Below are 17,891 nucleotides of genomic sequence, written 5' to 3' on the forward strand. Positions count from 1 at the left end.
ATCACCCCTCGTCCACGGGCCATGTATTCTGCTCATCGTGGCAACGCAGCGGCGGACACCGGGTTCGCAGACTTCACTTCGTGAAGCCAACCGGGCGCGGATCGTCGACGCCATCAAGAAGCACGGCGGGCTGACGCAGGTCGAGCTGGCCGGCGCGACCGGGCTCTCCCCCGCGACCGTTTCGAACATCGTCAAGGAACTGTCGACCTCCGGCGTCCTGCATACCGCCCAGAGCATCCGCAGCGGCCGCCGCGCCCAGCACGTCACTCTGGCGCACGCGCTCGGCCTGGTGGTCGGCGTGCACTTCTCCACCAGACACATGCGGATCGCACTCGCGGACGTGGCGCACACGGTCGTCGCGGAGAACCACATGCCGCTCGCCAAGGACCACCGCGCCGACAACGAGCTCGACAAGGTCTCCCTCCTGCTCACCGACATGCTCGAATCCGTGGATGCGGGCCGCGACGAGGTGCTCGCCGTCGGCATCGCGCTCCCCGCGCCCCTCGACAGGGCGAGCGGGACGATCGCGCGCAGCGGCATCATGCGTGGCTGGGACGGCGTTCAGGTGGCCGAAGTGATGGAGCGCAGGCTCAAGCGCCCCGTCTTCATCGACAACGCCGCCAATCTCACCGCGCTCGCGGAGTCCAGGCTGGGCGCCGGCCGAGGCAAGCGCAACACGATCACGCTCGATCTCGGCGACGGGATCGGCGCCGGCCTCATTCTGAACGGGCAGGTGTACCGCGGGTTCAACGGCGTCGCGGGCGAGTTCGGGCACACGACGATCCGCGAGAACGGACCGCTCTGCCGGTGCGGCAACCGCGGCTGCCTGGAGGCCATCGCGGGCGGACCGGCGATCCTCGACGAGCTGCGCGACCACCTGGGCAGCCTCAAACTGGGCGATGTGGTCATCCAGGCGATGGCAGGGGATGCACGATGCATCCGGGCCATCGCCGACGCGGGCAAGCACATCGGCATCGCGACCGCCAACCTGTGCAACCTGGTCGATCCGGAACGGGTGATCGTCGGCGGCGAGCTGGCCAGAGCAGGCGAACTGCTGCTCGGCCCGATGCGGCACGCGGTGGAGCGGTCGATCATCGTGAACGAGGATCTGATGCCGGACATCGTGCAGGGTCAGCTCGGCACCCGCGCCGCCACGCTCGGGGCCGTGGCATATGCCGTCGACTGCGTGAACATCACCCCGACGGACGCCGCCGTCTGAACGCGCCCTCAGACACGCTCGCCCCCTCCCCCGAATGCGTGTCTATTCGTTATCGAATCCATTGGCTTCAACTCTTGACGACAAGTCACCCACCTGCAACACTCAACCCAGCCGCCAACGATGGCGGTCTCGAATCGGAGGTTTTTCAATGAAGATCGCCACCACGAGAGCGGTCATCGCGACGGCCGCGATCCTGCTCACAGCCGGAACACTCACGGCGTGTTCCAACGGGTCTGGCAGCTCCTCCAGCTCAACCGCGGGAGCCAGCACAGCCCAGATCGGCCTCCTCCTCCCCGACTCCGTCACCGCGAGGTACGAAGCGGCGGACAAGCCATTCTTCGAAGCGAAGATCAAGGACCTCTGCTCCGGCTGCAAGGTGCTCTACGCGAACGCCGACGGCGACGCGAGCAAGCAGCAGCAGCAGGCGGAGTCGATGCTGACCCAGGGCGTCAAGGTCCTCGTCCTCGACCCGTTCGACGGTGAGGCAGCAGCATCCATCGTCGGAGAGGCCAAGGCGAAGAACGTGCCCGTCATCTCCTACGACCGCCTGATCAACAGCCCGGACAGCAGCTACTACATCTCGTTCGACAACGAGAAGGTCGGGCAGCTGCAGGCCACCGCGCTGGTCGACAAGCTCAAGAAGGACGGCGTCGCATCGGGCGCAGGCATCCTGATGGTCAACGGCTCGCCTACCGACAACAACGCGACCCTCTTCAAGAAGGGCGCGCACAGCGTCATCGACTCCAGCGGCTACAAGGTGCTCGCCGAATACGACACACCAGGATGGGACCCTGCACAGGCCCAGAACTGGGTGTCAGGTCAGATCACGCAGTTCGGCAGCCAGATCAAGGGCGTCTACGCCGCCAATGACGGAACGGGCGGTGGCGCCATCGCCGCCCTCAAGGCCGCCAACGTGAGTCCGATCCCGCCGGTCACCGGTCAGGATGCAGAGCTCGCGGGCATCCAGCGCATCCTCGCCGGCGACCAGTACATGACGGTCTACAAGGCGATCCAGCCCGAGGCGGAGAAGGCGGCCCAGCTGGCCATCGACCTCGTCAACGGCAAGAAGCCGAAGGGTGACACCACGGTCAACACGGCGGGTGGCGCAGCCATCCAGTCGTTCCTGCTGACCCCGGTCGCCGTCACGACGGACAACATCGAGAGCACGGTCGTCAAGGACGAGTTCTACGGTTCCGACTCCGCCGCGAAGATCTGCACCGCCGACTACAAGGCAGCGTGCGACAAGTACGGCATCAAGTAACCTCCTGGGCCTGGCCGGGGGATGCGCACCTCGCATCCCCCGGCCAGGCCGATTCCGCTCTACCCTTTTCACAGACGAATACACGCAGTACAAGCACCGCCTTCCAGCTCAAAGGAGAACGCCGTGACGATGGAATCCGCCGTCGCTGAACCCGAACGGTCGACGCGCCAACCCGTCCTCTCCCTCCGTGGGATCTCGAAAGGCTTCGGCGCCGTCCAAGCCCTCACCGACATCGACCTCGATGTCTACCCAGGTGAGGTCGTCGCGATCGTCGGCGACAACGGCGCAGGCAAGTCGACGCTCGTCAAGATCCTCGCCGGCGTGCATCCACAGGATGCGGGAACCGTGACGTTCGACGGCGACAGGGTCAGCATCCCGTCGCCGTCGGCGTCGCGGGAGCTCGGCATCGCGACCGTGTTCCAGGACCTCGCGCTCTGCGACAACCTGGATGTGGTCTCCAACCTCTTCCTCGGCCGCGAGATCACCCACGGCACGCTCGACGAGGAAGAGATGGAGAAGCGCTCGTGGAGCCTGCTCCGGCAGCTCTCCGCGCGCATCCCGTCGGTGCGGATCGCCGTTGCATCCCTCTCCGGCGGCCAGCGGCAGACCGTCGCCATCGCGCGCTCCCTGATCGGCGAGCCGCGCGTGGTCATCCTCGACGAGCCGACGGCCGCCCTCGGCGTCGCCCAGACCGCCGAGGTGCTCAACCTGATCGAGCGGCTGCGCGAGCGCGGGCTCGGCGTGGTGCTGATCAGCCACAACATGGCGGACGTGCAGGCGGTGGCCGACCGCGTCGCCGTGCTGCGCCTCGGCCGCAACAACGGCACCTTCCGCGTGCCGGACGTCAGCTACGAGGAGATCATCTCGGCCATCACGGGCGCGACGGACAACGTCGTCGCGCGCCGCGCCGAGCGCCTCAACGAAGAAGTAGAGCAGCTCACCGAACGGAGTGCGGACGCATGACCAAGACAGAGACGCCCGCGGAGGTCGCTGCCGACCTGCAGGACGAACGCCTCATCCGCAACGAGGGACTGGGCGGCGCTGTCAAGTCGTTCGGGCTGCGCGTGCGCGGCGGCGACCTCGGCTCGCTCCCTGTGGTGGTCGGCCTCATCGTGATCTGGGCAGTGTTCCAGATCCTGAACCCGAACTTCCTCTCCGCGAACAACCTGGTGAACCTCACGCTGCAGTGCGCGGCGGTGGGCACCATCTCCATCGGCATCGTGCTGGTGCTGCTGCTCGGCCAGATCGACCTGTCCGTCGGATCGGTCAGCGGTCTGGCTGCCGCGATCATGGGCGTCGGGCTGACGCAGCTGCACTGGCCGCTCATCGTGGCCGTGATCGGCGCGATCCTCGCCGGCGTCCTGGTCGGATTCCTCTACGGCATCCTCTTCACCCGGTTCGGGGTGCCGTCGTTCGTCATCACGCTCGCCGGCCTGCTCGGCTTCCTCGGGCTTCAGCTCTGGGTGCTCGGGCCGAACAGTTCCATCAACATCCCGTTCGACTCCTGGATCGTGCAGTTCGCGCAACAGACCTTCCTTCCGCCGTGGGCCGCGTACGCCCTGGTCGTGATCGCCGCGGTCGGGATGTTCCTCTCCGACTGGCGTCGTTCAGAGCGCCGCCGCAAGGCCGGGCTCTCGCAGGGGTCCATGACGGTCATGCTCGTGAAGGCCGTGCTCCTGCTGCTGGCCCTCGGGATCAGCGTCTGGTACCTGTCCACCGACCGAGGAACGGGCGCGATGTTCCTGTTCTTCGTGATCCTGGTCGTCGTGATGAACTTCTTCCTCACCCGCACCCGCTGGGGCCGCTCGGTCTTCGCGGTCGGCGGCTCGGTCGAGGCGGCTCGCCGCGCCGGTATCAAGGTCAACAGGGTCTACATCTCGGTGTTCATCCTGTGCTCCACGTTCGCCGCGGTCGGCGGGCTGCTCGCCGCTGCCAGGCTGGCGTCGGTGAGCGCGGGCAGCGGAGGGACGGACACCAACCTGAACGCGATCGCCGCGGCGGTCATCGGCGGGACCAGCCTCTTCGGCGGGCGCGGAAGCGCGTGGTCAGCCCTGCTCGGCATCCTGGTCATCCAGTCGATCTCCAGCGGCCTCACGCTCCTGAACCTGGACTCGTCGATCCGCTTCATGATCACCGGCGCGGTGCTGTTGCTCGCGGTCATCATCGACTCGCTGTCGCGGCGCTCTCGCGCCTCGCACGGCCAGGCCTAGCGGGGCACGAGTCGTGCGAAACGTGTGGTCGCAGCGCTCGCGACCGCACGTTTCGCACGAGGGCTGACCGCGCGGCGCGGTGTGTGAGATGGTGGAGCTTGTGACCCGCACGACCACCTTCCACGCCAGACTGCTGCGACGGAATGCCCCGCCGCAGACGGTCACGGTGCGTGCGGCCTCCGACGCCCCGCCGCGCACGCTGCGGCGACCGGCCGGTGGCGGAGGCCAGCTCACCTTCGACGTGTTCGCGCTGGTGGATGCGGACGGCTGGCCGGACGAGGCGACGTACTCGTTCGTCGAGTCCGTGCAGAGAGCGGCGGCGGACGCCGACGTGTGACAGCGGCCGCGGGAGGACGTCGCCGCCGTGCGACACCGGTCCCGCAGCGAGGATGCGGAGGAGAAGCGGATGAGCACCACGAGTTCTGCGGACGGGACCACCATCGGATATGAAGCTGTCGGCAGCGGGCCGACGCTTCTCCTGGTGGACGGAGCGACCGCATCCCGCGCTGGAGGATCGGCGAGCAGGCTGGCGGACGCGCTGTCGGGCGACGTCACCGCTGTCGCGTACGACAGACGCGGGCGCGGCGAGAGCACGGACACTCTGCCGTTCGCCGTCGAGCGCGAGATCGAGGACATCGACGCGCTGATCGCGGCCGTCGGCGCTCCGGCATACGCGTTCGGGATGTCGTCCGGCGCGATGCTGCTGCTCCGCGCCGCTGCGGCGCTCGGCCCGGAACGGATCGCGGGCATCGTGCTCTACGAGCCGCCGCTCATGCCGGAGGGTGCGCGGGACGGCGCACGGCAGTACACGGCCGACCTGGCCGCTGCGCTCGCGGAGGGGCGACGCGGAGACGCCGTCGCACTGTTCCTTGCGCGGGTCGGAATGCCGCCGGCGGCCATCGACGGGATGCGCGGCTCACCCGCCTGGGCAGGGCTCGAGGCGATCGCGCCGACGCTCGCCTACGACGACGCGGCGATGGGTGACAGCGCTGTGCCATCCGAGGTGGTGGCCGAGGTGCGCATCCCGGTTCTGACGCTGGCGGGCGGGGCGAGCCCCGGCTTCATGCAGTACGGCGCCAGAGAGCTGGCGGCAGCCATCCCCGGGGCGATCTTCGAGGTGGCGGAGGGCCAGACGCACGATGTTGCTCCGGACGTGGCCGCCGCCCACATCACCCGGTTCCTCCACAGCGTGTGAGCCCCGAGGTGCCGGGCTAGTCCGGCTAGGCCGGCTAGCCCGGCTAGGCGGGGCGTGCGGCAGCGGCCGCCGCGGCAGCAGCCGGGAGCGCCGACAGGATGCGGTCGACCGCCGCGTCGTCGTGGGCCGCGGTCACGAACCACGCCTCGAAGACGCTCGGCGGCAACGAGACGCCGGCGTCGAGCATGGCGTGGAAGAAGTCGCGATAGCGGTACGCCTCCTGGCGCTGCACCTCAGCGTAGGTGCGCGGGGCCTCGGCGAAGTCGCCGAAGACGAAGCTGAACAGATTGCCTGCGCGCTGCACCCGGTGCGCGACGCCGGCGGAGCCGAGCGCATCCGACACCGCGGACGACACCGTCTCTGCGACACGGTCGAGCCTGTCGTAGACCGCGTCGTCGGCCAGCGACAGCGTGGCGAGCCCCGCGGCCACCGCCACCGGGTTCCCGGACAGCGTTCCCGCCTGATACACCGGGCCGGTCGGCGCGAGGAAGTCCATCAGCTCCGCGCGTCCGCCAAGAGCCGCGAGGGGCATCCCGCCGCCGATGACCTTGCCGAACGTCACGAGGTCGGGCGTGTAGCCGCGGTCGAGGCCCCAGAAGCCCGCCTCGCTCACGCGGAAGCCGGTCAGCACCTCGTCCAGGATGAGCAGAGCGCCGAACTCGTGGGCCAGGTCGGTCAGGGCGGCGTTGAAGCCGGGGTCCGGGGCGACGACGCCCATGTTCGCGGCGGCCGCTTCGGTGATGACGGCGGCGATGTCCGGGCCGTGCGTCTCGAAGACGGCGCGGACCGCATCCAGATCGTTGTACGGGAGCACGAGCGTCTGCGCGGCGGTCGCCTCCGTGACACCGGCGGAGCCTGGCAGGGCGAGCGTCGCGAGGCCGGAGCCCGCCTCGGCGAGCAGGCTGTCCGAGTGGCCGTGGTAGTGCCCGGCGAACTTGATCAGCAGCGGGCGGCCGGTGAAGCCGCGGGCGAGGCGGATGGCGGTCATGGTCGCCTCTGTGCCCGTCGAGACGAGTCGCAGCTTCTCGACGAACGGCACGCGGGCCAGCACGGCCTCGGCCAGCTCGGTCTCCGCTGGCGTCGACGCTCCGAACGAGAGCCCGCGCGCTGCGGCGGCCTGCACCGCTGCGACGACCTGTGGATGCGCGTGCCCCAGAATCGCAGGACCCCAGGACGCCACGAGGTCCACGTACTCCCTGCCCTGCGCATCCGTGATGTACGGACCGCTGGCGGACACCATGAACCGGGGCGTGCCTCCCACGGAGCGGAAGGCGCGGACCGGGGAGTTGACGCCGCCGGGGATCACGCGCTGGGCGCGCTCGAACTGGGCGAGGTTCACGTCGCCGATCGCCGCGCCGTCCGCCAGCGCCTGTGCGTCGCTCATCGCAGCCACCTCGCGACCTCGGTCGCCCAGTAGGTCATGACGGCGTCTGCTCCCGCCCTGCGTGCGCCGATCAGCGTCTCCTCGACGATGCGACGGCGGTCGACCCAGCCGTTCGCCGCTGCTGCCTCGACCATCGCGTACTCGCCGGACACCTGGTACGCCCAGACCGGCACGTCGCTGATCGCGGCGACGTCGCTCAGCACATCCAGGTAGCTGAGGGCGGGTTTGACCATGAGGATGTCCGCGCCCTCCTCCAGGTCGAGGCGCGCCTCGCGCAGCCCCTCGCGGCGGTTGGCCGGGTCCTGCTGGTACGCGCGGCGGTCGCCGGAGAGCTGGGAGTCGACGGCCTCGCGGAACGGGCCGTAGAAGGCGGAGGCGTACTTGGCCGCGTACGCGAGGATGACGGTCTCGGTGTGGCCTGCGGTGTCGAGCGCGTCGCGCACGGCGGCGACCTGGCCGTCCATCATCCCGCTCAGACCAAGGAGGTGCGAGCCCGCTTCCGCCTGGGCGACGGCCATGTCTCGGTAGCGGAGGAGGGTGGCGTCGTTGTCGACGTGACCGTGCGCATCCAGGACGCCGCAGTGGCCGTGGTCGGTGAACTCGTCGAGGCACAGGTCGGTCTGCACGACGAGCGCGTCGCCGACCTCGGCGGCCAGTGCGGTGGTGGCCACGTTGAGGATCCCGTCAGGGTCGGTCGCGGCGGAGCCTGTCGCGTCCCTGGTCTCCGGAACGCCGAAGAGCATGACGCCGCCGACACCGGCCTCAGCGGCCTCGGTCGCAGCGCGCTTCAGCGAGTCGATGCTGTGCTGGACGACGCCAGGCATCGACTGGATGGGCAGCGCCTCACTGAGGCCTTCCCGCACGAACATCGGGAGGATGAGCTCACCGGGGTGCAACCGAGTCTCGGCGGTCAGACGGCGCAGGGCAGGAGACTGCCGGAGGCGTCGTGGTCGGACAACAGGATGCGTCACGTCACTCACCCCACAAGCCTACGCGCCCGCGACTGAGCCCCTTCCCAGCTTCCGATCGCCCGAAATCATCGAGCCCGGAGTTGTTCAGTGGCGGAGTCGGCGTGTCGCCTGAAGAAGTCCGGACTCGATTATTCGGGGTCGGAGGCGGAGGCGGCGACGAGGGAGTCGATGAGGGAGGCGGCGGTGCGCTCGGCGGCGATCACGTCGACGCGGAGGCCGAACTCGCGTGCGTCGCGGGCGGTCTGCGGGCCGATCGCGGCCACCAGCGTCGACTCCGGGATGGGGCCGAGCTGCTTCTGGACCTGCTCTGCCACAGAGCCGGACGTGACGAGGATGGCCTGCACGAGGCCGTCCGCAACATCCCGCACCACGTTCTCCGGCACGGCGACGCCGATGGTCCGGTATGCGACGACCGACTCGACATCGTGGCCGATGCGCTTCAGGCCCTCGGTGAGGAGCGGCTTCGCGATCTCGGAGCGCAGCGTCAGCACGCGGAGCGGAACGACCCCTGCGGTCGCTGCCTCCCACTCGGCGAGCAGGCCGCGGGCGGAGTTGTCCTCGGACGGCACCAGGTCGACCTTGTAGCCGGCGGCGACCAGAGCGGCCGCGGTGGTCTCACCGACGGCGGCGACCCTGGTGGTCGGCGGGACGACGACCCGCTGCGCGCTCAGCACATCCACGGTGGTCGCGCTCGTCACGGTCATCCAGTCGAACTCACCGGCGGCCAGGCGGGTGAGCGCGGCCTCGAGGGCGGGCGCATCCGCTGTCGGCGCGAAGTTGATCATCGCGGCGACGATCGGAGATGCGCCCTTCGACCGCAGGTCGGCAGCGACGGAGTCGCCCCACGGCCCGCCACGCGGCACGAGGACGCGCCAGCCGGCGAGCGGTTTCGCAGAAGCGGAAGGGGTGGTCATCGCGTGCTCCCGAGCGGTGCAAGGTCGGCGGCCCCCGCGCCGAGCAGTTCGTCCACCACCCGTTGGCCGACGTCGCGTGCCGCCTCGTCGAGGTGTCGCGCGCTCATCGATTCCGGGGTGGCGGCATGGGATGCGGTCAGCTGCTCCGACCCGTCCGGGCGGTAGACCGTGGCGGTGAGGAAGAGCAGTCCGTCGTCCACGATAGCGGTCGCGCCGATCGGAGCCGCGCATCCGGCTTCGAGCCCAGCGAGCACGTGCCGCTCCGCGGTGACGCAGGCGTGGGTGGTGACGTGGTCGACGGCGGAGAGGGCGGTGGCGATCGGCCCTCTGCCCTTCTCGTCCGCCGAGCGGACCTCGATCGCGAGAGCGCCCTGGCCGGGCGCGGTCGGGACGTTCGACAGCGGGAAGAAATCGGTGACGGCGTCGGAGCGGCCGAGCCTGGCCAGACCGGCGGCGGCGAGCACCACGGCGTCGAGGTCGCCATCCGCTACGCGGCCGAGCCTGGTGTCGACGTTGCCGCGGATGTCCACGACGTCGAGGTCGGGACGCCGCGCCTTGAGCTGCGCGACGCGACGCGGGGAGCCTGTTCCGACGCGCGCGCCGTCCGGCAGCTCATCGAGGGTGAGCCCGTCGCGCGCGCAGAGCGTGTCGCGCGCATCCGCCCGCTTCGGCACAGCGCCGATGACGAGGCCCTGCACCGGTGCGGTGGGCAGGTCTTTGAGCGAGTGGACGATGAGGTCGCACTCGTCGGCGAGCAGAGCATCCCGGAGAGCGCTGGCGAAGACGCCGGTGCCGCCGAGCTCGGAGAGCGAGTCCCTGGAGGTGTCTCCGTGGGTTGTCACGGTGATCAGCTCGACATCGCGACCCGTCGCCTTGGCGATGGCGTTGGCGACGACGGTGGTCTGCGCGACAGCGAGAGCGCTCCCGCGGGTGCCGACGCGCAGCACCCCGTCGCGACGCTCGACGGCTCCGGATGCGCGACTCACGGTGCCGGTCACGGCGCGAGTCCTGCGGCGGCCGGTTTGAAACCGAGTCTGGCGTTCTCGCAGCATCCCGGACGGCACACGTCGTACCAGGGGCCGAGCGACGTCATCGCAGGGCGCTGGTCGACCGGGACGCCGTCGCGGCGTTCGAGCACGAGGTCGACGAGCCCCTTCACGTACGCGTGATGCGTGCCGGGCGTCGGGACGCGGACGGCGACGAGGCCGTTCTCCTCGCTGGACTCCATGGCCTCGTTGTCGAGGTCCCAGAGCACTTCCATGTGGTCGCTGACGAAGCCGAGCGGCACGATGATGACCGCGCGGACGCCCTTGGCGGGCAGCTCGGCGATGGCGTCGTTGATGTCGGGCTCCAGCCAGGGCATCGACGGAGGGCCGGAGCGGGACTGGTAGACGAGCTGCCACTTCACCACGCCGTCCGTCGCCGCCTGTGCGACGACCTCGGCCACGGCCAGGTGCTGCGCGGCGTACGCGCCGCCCTCTCCGAACCCGCGCTCCGCCGGCCCGGACTTGGCGGCGTCGACAGAGGGGATGGAGTGGGTCGAGAACAGGATCTCCACCTCGGTGGCCGGGTCGATGCCAGGGACCTTCTGCTCGATCTCGGCCAGGCCGTTGCGCACGCCCTCGATGAACGGCTCGACGAAGCCGGGGTGGTCGAAGAACTGGCGCACCTTGTCGATCTGGATGACGCCGTCGAGGCCGGTCTCCTCCAGCGCGATCGCGAAGTCCTCGCGGTACTGGCGGCAGCTCGAATACGACGAGTACGCGCTCGTCGCGATGGCGATGATCTTCGTGAGTCCGCGCTCGTTCGCCTCGTTCAGGGCGTCCTTGAGATACGGATCCCAGTTGCGGTTGCCCCACAGCACGGGCAGGTCGATGCCACGGGATGCGAGTTCCGCCTCCAGCGCCGCCTTCAGTTCGCGGTTCTGGTCGTTGATCGGGCTCACGCCGCCGAAGTGGCGGTAGTGGTGCGCGACCTCCTCGAGGCGCTCCTCCGGGATGCCGCGGCCGCGGGTGACGTTGCGGAGGAACGGGATGACATCGTCCTGGCCCTCTGGACCGCCGAACCCGGCGAGAAGGATCGCGTCGTATGCGACGGGCTCCGTGACGTGCTCAGGGCCGGATGCAGCTGCCGGGGTGGCGCCGAGGACGCGCGCCGTGGTGTCGACGTCGGTCACTGCAGGACCTCCACGAGCTCGGCGGGCTGCACCCGGCGACCGGTGAAGAAGGGGACTTCCTCACGGACGTGCAGGCGCGCATCCGTCTGGCGCAGGTCGCGCATCAGGTCGACGAGGTCGGTCAGCTCGTCGGACTCGAGCGGAAGGATCCACTCGTAGTCGCCGAGCGCGAACGACGCGACCGTGTTGGCGAGGACGGAGCGGAACGCTGCTCCCTTGCGGCCGTGCTCCGAGAGCATCCTGCCGCGCTCCTCATCCGGGAGCAGATACCACTCGTAGCTGCGGACGAACGGGTAGACGGTGAGCCACTCCTTCGCCTCCTTGCCGCGCAGGAAGCCGGGGACGTGCGACTTGTTGAACTCGGCGTCGCGGTGGACGCCCATGGCGTTCCAGGTGGGGAGCAGCGCCTTGAGAAGCTGGGTGCGGCGGAGCTGGCGCAGCGCCCACTGCAGGGTGTGCGCCTCCGGTCCGTGGATCCAGATCATGACGTCGGCGTCGGCGCGGAGGCCGGAGACGTCGTAGAGACCGCGGGTGGTCACGTTCTGCAGCTCGAGGTCGGCGATGACGCCCTCGAGTTCCTTGACCGCCCGTGGCACGTCGGTGCCGTCGAGGTCGTCGGGGCGGGACGGGTCGCGACGCAGGACAGCCCAGAGGGTGAAGCCGCTGGGCGAGTCGGCGTCGGATGGTGCCGGTGTTTCGTGGGGGGCGCTCGAATCTGCCGGTGCGGCAGCCGGGTTAGTCATACCTCACAGTCTCCCTCTCAAACCTGTGAGAGCCAAAACCGCGTCGGCAGCTCACTTCGAGACGGAGCGGACGATCAGCCAGACCACTCCGGCGACCGCAGCGGCGGCCGCCACGGCGATGCCGATCAGCGCGAGCGGGTTGTCCGTGCGGAGGCGCTCGACGCGTTCCGCGGTGCGCTTGGGGACGTTGAGCTTGTACTCGATGGCGTCGAGCGTCGCTGCGAGCTCGTTGCGGGCCCGCTGCACGTCGCTGGTGTCAGTTGTCATACTTGCCCATCCCCTTGAACGCCTCTGTGTCCTCCTTGATGCTGTCGATCGTCTGGCTCGGGGCGACGCCGTTCATCTTCTTGAACGATGCGACGCCGAGCAGCGCGAGCACACCGGCAAGGAGGAGCAGGGCCACGAACACGATCAGCGCCGCCAGCCAGCCAGGGAGCACGACGGCCAGCCCGAGGACCGCCGCGGCGACCAGGGTGCCGAGCGCGAAGAAGACGAAGCCGGCTGCCACAGCGAACAGGCCTATGCCGACACCGGCATATTTGGCCTTCTCCGCGAACTCCGCCTTCAGATGGGCGAATTCGGCCTTCAGCAGCTCGATGAGCAGCCGCGGCAGGTCGGCGATCAGCGCGAACAGCGATCGCGAGCGTGCGCGTTCGTCGTCAGTCATACCCGCCACCGTACTCCTGCTTCGCTCAAACCCGACCTGCGTCCGGTGCGGAGCCGTCCGCTGCTTTCAGCGCTGCATCCGCGGCGGGAGCTGGGACGGGCGCCTTGGACTCCTGGCGACGCTGATTGGCGGTCGCGATGAGCTTCTTGGCCCCGTCGATCACGGCGCCAGGCACCTCGCCTGCCTTGGCGGCGACGAAGTCCTCGACAGCGTTCACCTGCTTCTGGATGCCGTCGGACTCCCACACTTTGGCTGCAGCGGCCTTGATCTGCTCGTAGCGCTTCCTGCCGGCCCTCGTGCCGAGGACGTACCCCACACCAGCTCCGGCGATGAAGAGAAGCTTTCCGCGCATTGCGCACCCCGTTCGTCAAAGGTTCTCGGTCAGTGCCTTCCAGCGTAGACCCCTGGCCCGCTCGGCCGAGCTGCGCGCATCCGGGATCACGGATGCGAGACCGGTGCCGGTCAGCCAGGAGCCGGTGACCTCCAGACCCTCGACCTCCGCTGCGGCATCGCGAACCCGGGCGATTCGCTCGCCCTCGCCGAGGGCGGCGTACGGAAGGGCGTTGGTCCAGCGCGTGCGGGCGAACGCGTCGACCTCGGATTCCGTCAGCGGAATGTCCAGGAGGGTGGCGGCGTCCGCCACGGCGATGGCGCGCAGCGCGTCGTCGTCGAGGTCGGCGGTCTCCGACGTCTTTCCCGCTCTGCCGTACGAGAGGCGGACGACGTGCCTCCCCGGCCCTGCTGCCTCCGCCAGCCAGGCCCACTTCGCGGTCGAGTGCGTCATGGCCTTCGCGCGGACGTCCGAGCTCTCCGCGTCGGAGACGAGGACGCCCGTGCCGCGCGGCGCCGCTGCGAGACGTTCGTCGGTGAGGATGAGGGTGACCAGCTCGACGCTCGACGCGGGCGGCCAGTCGAGAGCGGCGAGCGGCGCCAGGTCTGGCGACGCGGTGGCCATGAGGCCGAGAGATGCGGAAGCAGGGGCGGCGAGGATGACCACGTCGGCCGGGAGTTCTTCTCCGCTTGCGAGGCGGACGGTCCAGCGGGCGGGGAGATCGGCCGTCGGGTCGGGGGCGGAGGCGGTGACCGCATCCACTGTGGCCGCGACCGCGTCGGTGGCGCCGATCGCCTGGGTCGCCTCGGCCTCCTCGGCGGGCTCCTGTGGCGTCCAGGGCTCCACCGCGACGACCTGCGCCCCGGTGCGGAGCACGCCGCCGTGTTCCGCGATGGCGTCCGCAAGCGCAGCCGGCAGTCGCCACATCCCGCCCGCGATGCCGCCGACCGCACTGCCGGCCTTCGCGTTGGCGCGCAACTCGCCCACCGCTCCGGAGAGCGAGCCGTGCCTGGTGAGGGCGGTGTTGAGTCCGGGGGCGACGACATCCACGTCCAGGTCGTCCGGCTGGGCAGAGTACACGCCGGTCGCGACGGGAGCGACGAGCCGGTCGAGCACCTTCTGGCCCATGCGCTTGCGCACGAGGACGCCGAGGCGCTTCTCCTTGCCGATGGTCAGCACCGGCATGAGCCTGTCCAGGTAGGCGCGGAGCGCGCCACCCCAGCCGATCGCCGCCACGACGTCGGTGGCGAGCGGCGAGCTCGGGATGCCGAGCAGCCCGGCCTTCGGCAGCGGCACCGTGCGCGAGCCGTAGCGCACCCACGCACCCGCCGGGTTCGGCCGGACGACGTCTTCGGTGAGTCCGAGCTCGTCGATCAGCGCGGCGACGTGCCCCCCGCGCGTCGCGAAGCTCTCCGCGCCGGCGTCGACCGTGATGCCGCCGACGTCGAGCGACGCGACAGAGCCGCCGAACGCGTCGGAGGCTTCGAGCAGCGTCACGGCGAAGCCGGGCCTGGCGCAATCGCGAGCGGCGACGAGTCCGGCCATGCCGCCGCCGATCACCACGACGCGCGTCGGGGGCGCCTCGACGGCGCGACGGATCTCGTCGGCGCTGCTGTCTGTGCCAGGCAGGTCGCTCATCGGCTGTGGACGAACTCGACCAGGCGGGTGAGCACGGCGGGGTCGGTCTCCGGCGGCACGCCGTGGCCGAGGTTGAGGACATGCGCAGGCGCATCGACGCCGCGCTCCAGCACGTCGACGACGTGCGCCTCCAGCACCTCCCACGGTGCGTCGAGCACGGCGGGGTCGATGTTGCCCTGGATCGGCACCACGTGTCCCAGCCTGCGGCTCGCCTCGTCCAGCGGGATGCGGTAGTCGACGCCGACCACGTCGGCCCCGACCTCGTGCATCGCCTTCAGCAGCTCGCCCGTGCCGACGCCGAAGTGCACGACCGGGACGTTGCGGATCTGCGTCTCGCCGCCGTCCGCATCCACAGTCGACGCCTCGTACGTGAGGTCGCGCACGTGCGACAGCGCCCTGGTGGAAGCGGGAGCGACGTGCTCCGTGTAATCGTGCAGCGAGAGCGAACCCGCCCACGAGTCGAAGAGCTGGGCGGCGCTCGCGCCGGCGAGCACCTGGGCGCGGAGGAACGCGCCGGTGACGTCCGCCGTCCACGCCATGAGCTTCGCCCACGCAGCAGGGTCGGCGTGCATCAGCGTGCGGGCGCGGATGTGGTCCTTGGACGGGCCGCCCTCCACCAGGTAGGCCGCGAGGGTGAACGGGGCTCCTGCGAAGCCGATCAACGGGGTGTCGCCCAGCTCGGCGATGGTGAGGCGCACGGCCTCGACGATGGGCGAGAACACCTCGGCGTCGAGCGAGGCAGGGTCGATCGCGGTGAGCCTGTCGACATCGGCGGAGGTACGGACCGGGCTGCCGAGCACCGGGCCCTTGCCAGGCACGATGTCCACATCCACGCCGGCGAGGCGCAGCGGGATGACGATGTCGCTGAAGAAGATGCCGGCGTCGACGCCGTGACGGCGCACGGGCTGCAGGGTGATCTCGCTGGCGAGCGCAGGGTCGAGGCAGGCGTCGAGCATCCGGGTGCCGACCCGCAGCTCGCGGTATTCGGGAAGAGAGCGACCCGCCTGGCGCATGAACCAGACGGGCGTCACCTCCTGCCGCTCGCCCTGATATGCGCGGACGAGGCGACTGGATGCGGTGCGCCCTGCGGCGAGCGGATGGGACGGGTCGAGGGTGTTCACCCCTTGATTCTGCCAAAGTGCAGGGAATCCAACCTGAGCGCCCGTCCTGAGCGGTCGCCGATTCGAGGTTCGGCCGCGGCGAGCGTAGGCTCTCTGGCGTGCTTCTGTGCTTCTCGTCGAGTCACCGCACTGCGGACTTCGACCTTCTGGAACGGCTCGAGCGAAACGCTCCGGCCGTCACCGCCGCACTCGCGGAGCACAGCGAAGTCATCAGCGGGTCCGTCGTCCTGGCCACCTGCAACCGGTTCGAGGCGTACCTCGACATCGACGAGCCGCTTCCCGCCGCCCGTGCCGTGTCAGCAGAGACCGTCATCGAGGCGGTGAGCGCCGCATCCGGGATCGACGCGGACGAGCTGCGCGCGTCCAGCACCGTGATCTGCGACCACGGCGTCGCCGAGCACCTGTTCGCGGTGTCGAGCGGGCTCGAATCCGTCGTCGTCGGCGAGGGTGAGATCGCCGGTCAGGTCCGCCGCTCGCTCGAGGCCGCGCGCGCATCCGGGACGGTCACCAGCGAGCTCGAACGACTGTTCCAGGGCGCGTCCCGCACCTCTCGCGGGGTGAAGAACCGCACCGGCATCACCACGGCAGGGCGCTCGATGGTGCGCCTGGCCCTCGACCTAGCGGAGAGCCGCGTGACCGACTGGGCCGCGACCAGCGTGCTCCTCGTCGGCACCGGCGCGTACGCGGGAGCCAGCCTCGCCGCCCTGCGCGACCGCGGCGTGACGAACGTCCGCGTGTTCTCGCCGTCCGGCCGCGCGGCCAAGTTCGCCGTCTCGCACGCGATCGAGCCTGTCGAGCCCGGCTACCTGATGGATGCGCTGGCCTCCAGCGACCTCGTCGTCACCTGCAGCATCGCCACCGACCCCATCCTCACCAAGCCGCAGCTCGCGCAGGCGCTGCTGCGCCCCGAGGCGGTCGAGCGCCGCCTCATCATCGACCTCGGCCTCCCCCGCAACGTCGACCCCGCCGTCGCCGAACTGCACGGAGCGGAGCTGCTCGACCTCGAGACCATCAGCAGGCACGCGCCCCTCGAAGAGCTCAACGCAGCAGAGGATGCGCGGAGCATCGTCGGTGAGGCAGCAGCCGAGTTCGCGGCGCAGTCGGCCGAGCAGGCCGTCACCCCCGCACTCGTCGCGCTGCGCGGCCACATCTTCGACATCCTGGACGCGGAGATCGAGCGCGCCCGCGGCCGCGGAGACTCCAGCGAGCAGACGGAGGCGGCGCTGCGCCACCTCGCCGGCGTGCTGCTGCACACCCCGTCCGTGCGCGCCCGCGAGCTGGCCCGCACCGGGGAGGCTCAGTCGTTCGTCGACGCGGCGAACGCCCTCTACGGACTCGACATCGGGCCCGTCGCCGAGCGGCGCCTGCGCGCCGTCGGCGACGAGAGCGCCGCATCCTGACCCATCACCGAACAGGAGGACACGTGAGCGACGAGGCTGACGACCCCCACGGCGCGACAGGGCTGCCGTACGCCGCAGAGGAATTGCGCACAGAGCGGCTGCTGCTTCGCCCCCTCAACACCGGCGACCTCGACGATGTGCACGAGTATCAGAAGCGCAAAGACGTGGTGCGCTACCTCTACTGGGAGGTGCACGACCACGAGGAGTCGGCCAAGCACCTCAAAAAGCGGCTCGCGATGAACCATCTGGCCGAGGACGGCGACGGGCTCGTCTATGCGGTCGAACTGCCGGACCCGGAGGGCGGCCACGGCCGCGTGGTCGGCGACATGAGCATCTTCCTCAAGAGCAGGGAGCACGGGCAGGTCGAGATCGGCTGGGTGTTCCACCCCGCCGTGCACGGCCGCGGATACGCGACGGAGGCCGCGGAGCGCGTCCTCGAGATCTGCTTCGGCACGCTGGGTGCGCACCGCGTCTTCGCGCAGCTCGACCCGCGCAACGAGGCGTCCGCGCGGCTCTGCGAACGACTCGGGATGCGGCAGGAGGCCCTGCTCAGAGAGAACGAGATCTTCAAGGGCGAGTGGGGCGACACGGCCATCTACGGCCTGCTCGACTCGGAGTACCGGGCGCGCTGAGCGCATCCGGCCGCGCATCCATCGGTGCA

At 70.0% G+C, this 17,891-nt stretch carries 19 protein-coding genes; 8 read left to right on the top strand and 11 right to left on the bottom strand.

The genetic code is table 11. The features are described from left to right. The first annotated feature begins 37 nt into the window (after positions 1-37). From ASE16_RS14735 to ASE16_RS14760, 6 genes are all read left to right on the top strand, one after another. Positions 38-1,219, top strand: a complete 1,182-nt coding sequence (locus tag ASE16_RS14735; protein ID WP_055896680.1) for an ROK family transcriptional regulator — start codon at positions 38-40, stop codon at positions 1,217-1,219. 148 nt (positions 1,220-1,367) lie between these two features. Further along, entirely contained in the window at positions 1,368-2,480 is a 1,113-nt protein-coding gene (locus ASE16_RS14740; protein ID WP_055896683.1) for a sugar ABC transporter substrate-binding protein, read from the top strand. A gap of 129 nt (positions 2,481-2,609) precedes the next feature. Further along, entirely contained in the window at positions 2,610-3,443 is an 834-nt protein-coding gene (locus ASE16_RS14745; RefSeq protein ID WP_055898780.1) for an ATP-binding cassette domain-containing protein, read from the top strand. Further along, positions 3,440-4,690 carry a sugar ABC transporter permease gene (locus ASE16_RS14750; RefSeq protein ID WP_055896686.1) on the top strand — a complete coding sequence of 417 codons (1,251 nt, stop codon included), beginning with the start codon at positions 3,440-3,442 and terminating at the stop codon, positions 4,688-4,690. The genes ASE16_RS14745 and ASE16_RS14750 overlap by 4 nt, the downstream gene beginning before the upstream one ends. A 100-nt stretch (positions 4,691-4,790) precedes the next feature. Next, positions 4,791-5,027 (top strand): hypothetical protein, encoded by a 237-nt coding sequence (locus tag ASE16_RS14755; RefSeq protein WP_055898784.1) that lies wholly within the window; start codon positions 4,791-4,793, stop codon positions 5,025-5,027. A 69-nt stretch (positions 5,028-5,096) separates the two neighbouring features. Further along, positions 5,097-5,885 carry an alpha/beta fold hydrolase gene (locus ASE16_RS14760; RefSeq protein WP_055896689.1) on the top strand — a complete coding sequence of 263 codons (789 nt, stop codon included), beginning with the start codon at positions 5,097-5,099 and terminating at the stop codon, positions 5,883-5,885. A 43-nt stretch (positions 5,886-5,928) separates the two neighbouring features. On the opposite strand, the gene hemL is transcribed toward ASE16_RS14760, so the two are convergent. The 11 genes from hemL to hemE form a co-directional block, all read right to left on the bottom strand. Beyond that, positions 5,929-7,269 carry a glutamate-1-semialdehyde 2,1-aminomutase gene (hemL, locus tag ASE16_RS14765; RefSeq protein ID WP_055898787.1) on the bottom strand — a complete coding sequence of 447 codons (1,341 nt, stop codon included), beginning with the start codon at positions 7,267-7,269 and terminating at the stop codon, positions 5,929-5,931. After that, positions 7,266-8,240 (bottom strand): porphobilinogen synthase, encoded by a 975-nt coding sequence (hemB, locus tag ASE16_RS14770; RefSeq protein WP_082581587.1) that lies wholly within the window; start codon positions 8,238-8,240, stop codon positions 7,266-7,268. The genes hemL and hemB overlap by 4 nt, the downstream gene beginning before the upstream one ends. 128 nt (positions 8,241-8,368) lie before the next feature. Next, positions 8,369-9,154, bottom strand: a complete 786-nt coding sequence (locus ASE16_RS14775; protein WP_055896691.1) for a uroporphyrinogen-III synthase — start codon at positions 9,152-9,154, stop codon at positions 8,369-8,371. Then, entirely contained in the window at positions 9,151-10,152 is a 1,002-nt protein-coding gene (hemC, locus tag ASE16_RS14780; protein ID WP_055896697.1) for a hydroxymethylbilane synthase, read from the bottom strand. The genes ASE16_RS14775 and hemC overlap by 4 nt, the downstream gene beginning before the upstream one ends. Continuing rightward, positions 10,149-11,330 carry a ferrochelatase gene (locus tag ASE16_RS14785; protein WP_055896700.1) on the bottom strand — a complete coding sequence of 394 codons (1,182 nt, stop codon included), beginning with the start codon at positions 11,328-11,330 and terminating at the stop codon, positions 10,149-10,151. Before ASE16_RS14785 ends, hemC begins: the two co-directional genes overlap by 4 nt. After that, on the bottom strand, positions 11,327-12,073 hold the full coding sequence (hemQ, locus tag ASE16_RS14790; RefSeq protein WP_055896703.1) for a hydrogen peroxide-dependent heme synthase: 747 nt from the start codon (positions 12,071-12,073) through the stop codon (positions 11,327-11,329). Before hemQ ends, ASE16_RS14785 begins: the two co-directional genes overlap by 4 nt. A 51-nt stretch (positions 12,074-12,124) precedes the next feature. Beyond that, complete coding sequence (locus tag ASE16_RS14795; protein WP_055896706.1) at positions 12,125-12,340, bottom strand: DUF3618 domain-containing protein; 216 nt, start codon at positions 12,338-12,340, stop codon at positions 12,125-12,127. Further along, positions 12,330-12,740, bottom strand: coding sequence for a phage holin family protein (locus ASE16_RS14800; protein ID WP_055896709.1), 411 nt, complete (start codon positions 12,738-12,740; stop codon positions 12,330-12,332). The genes ASE16_RS14795 and ASE16_RS14800 overlap by 11 nt, the downstream gene beginning before the upstream one ends. A gap of 25 nt (positions 12,741-12,765) precedes the next feature. Continuing rightward, positions 12,766-13,092, bottom strand: a complete 327-nt coding sequence (locus ASE16_RS14805) for a hypothetical protein (protein WP_055896713.1) — start codon at positions 13,090-13,092, stop codon at positions 12,766-12,768. Positions 13,093-13,107: 15 nt separating this feature from the next. Continuing rightward, positions 13,108-14,709: a protoporphyrinogen/coproporphyrinogen oxidase gene (locus ASE16_RS14810; protein WP_055896716.1), complete on the bottom strand. Its 1,602-nt coding sequence runs from the start codon at positions 14,707-14,709 to the stop codon at positions 13,108-13,110. Then, positions 14,706-15,830 carry a uroporphyrinogen decarboxylase gene (gene hemE / locus ASE16_RS14815; protein WP_055896720.1) on the bottom strand — a complete coding sequence of 375 codons (1,125 nt, stop codon included), beginning with the start codon at positions 15,828-15,830 and terminating at the stop codon, positions 14,706-14,708. The genes ASE16_RS14810 and hemE overlap by 4 nt, the downstream gene beginning before the upstream one ends. A gap of 98 nt (positions 15,831-15,928) precedes the next feature. Here hemE and ASE16_RS14820 point away from each other — a divergent pair, with 98 nt between their 5' ends. Both ASE16_RS14820 and ASE16_RS14825 read left to right on the top strand, forming a co-directional pair. Then, positions 15,929-17,230 carry a glutamyl-tRNA reductase gene (locus ASE16_RS14820; protein ID WP_055896723.1) on the top strand — a complete coding sequence of 434 codons (1,302 nt, stop codon included), beginning with the start codon at positions 15,929-15,931 and terminating at the stop codon, positions 17,228-17,230. A 23-nt stretch (positions 17,231-17,253) separates the two neighbouring features. Further along, complete coding sequence (locus ASE16_RS14825; RefSeq protein ID WP_055896726.1) at positions 17,254-17,862, top strand: GNAT family N-acetyltransferase; 609 nt, start codon at positions 17,254-17,256, stop codon at positions 17,860-17,862. The last annotated feature ends 29 nt before the right edge of the window (positions 17,863-17,891 follow it).

The organism is Leifsonia sp. Root227 (genome assembly GCF_001428745.1).
Taxonomy (GTDB): Bacteria; Actinomycetota; Actinomycetes; order Actinomycetales; family Microbacteriaceae; genus Leifsonia.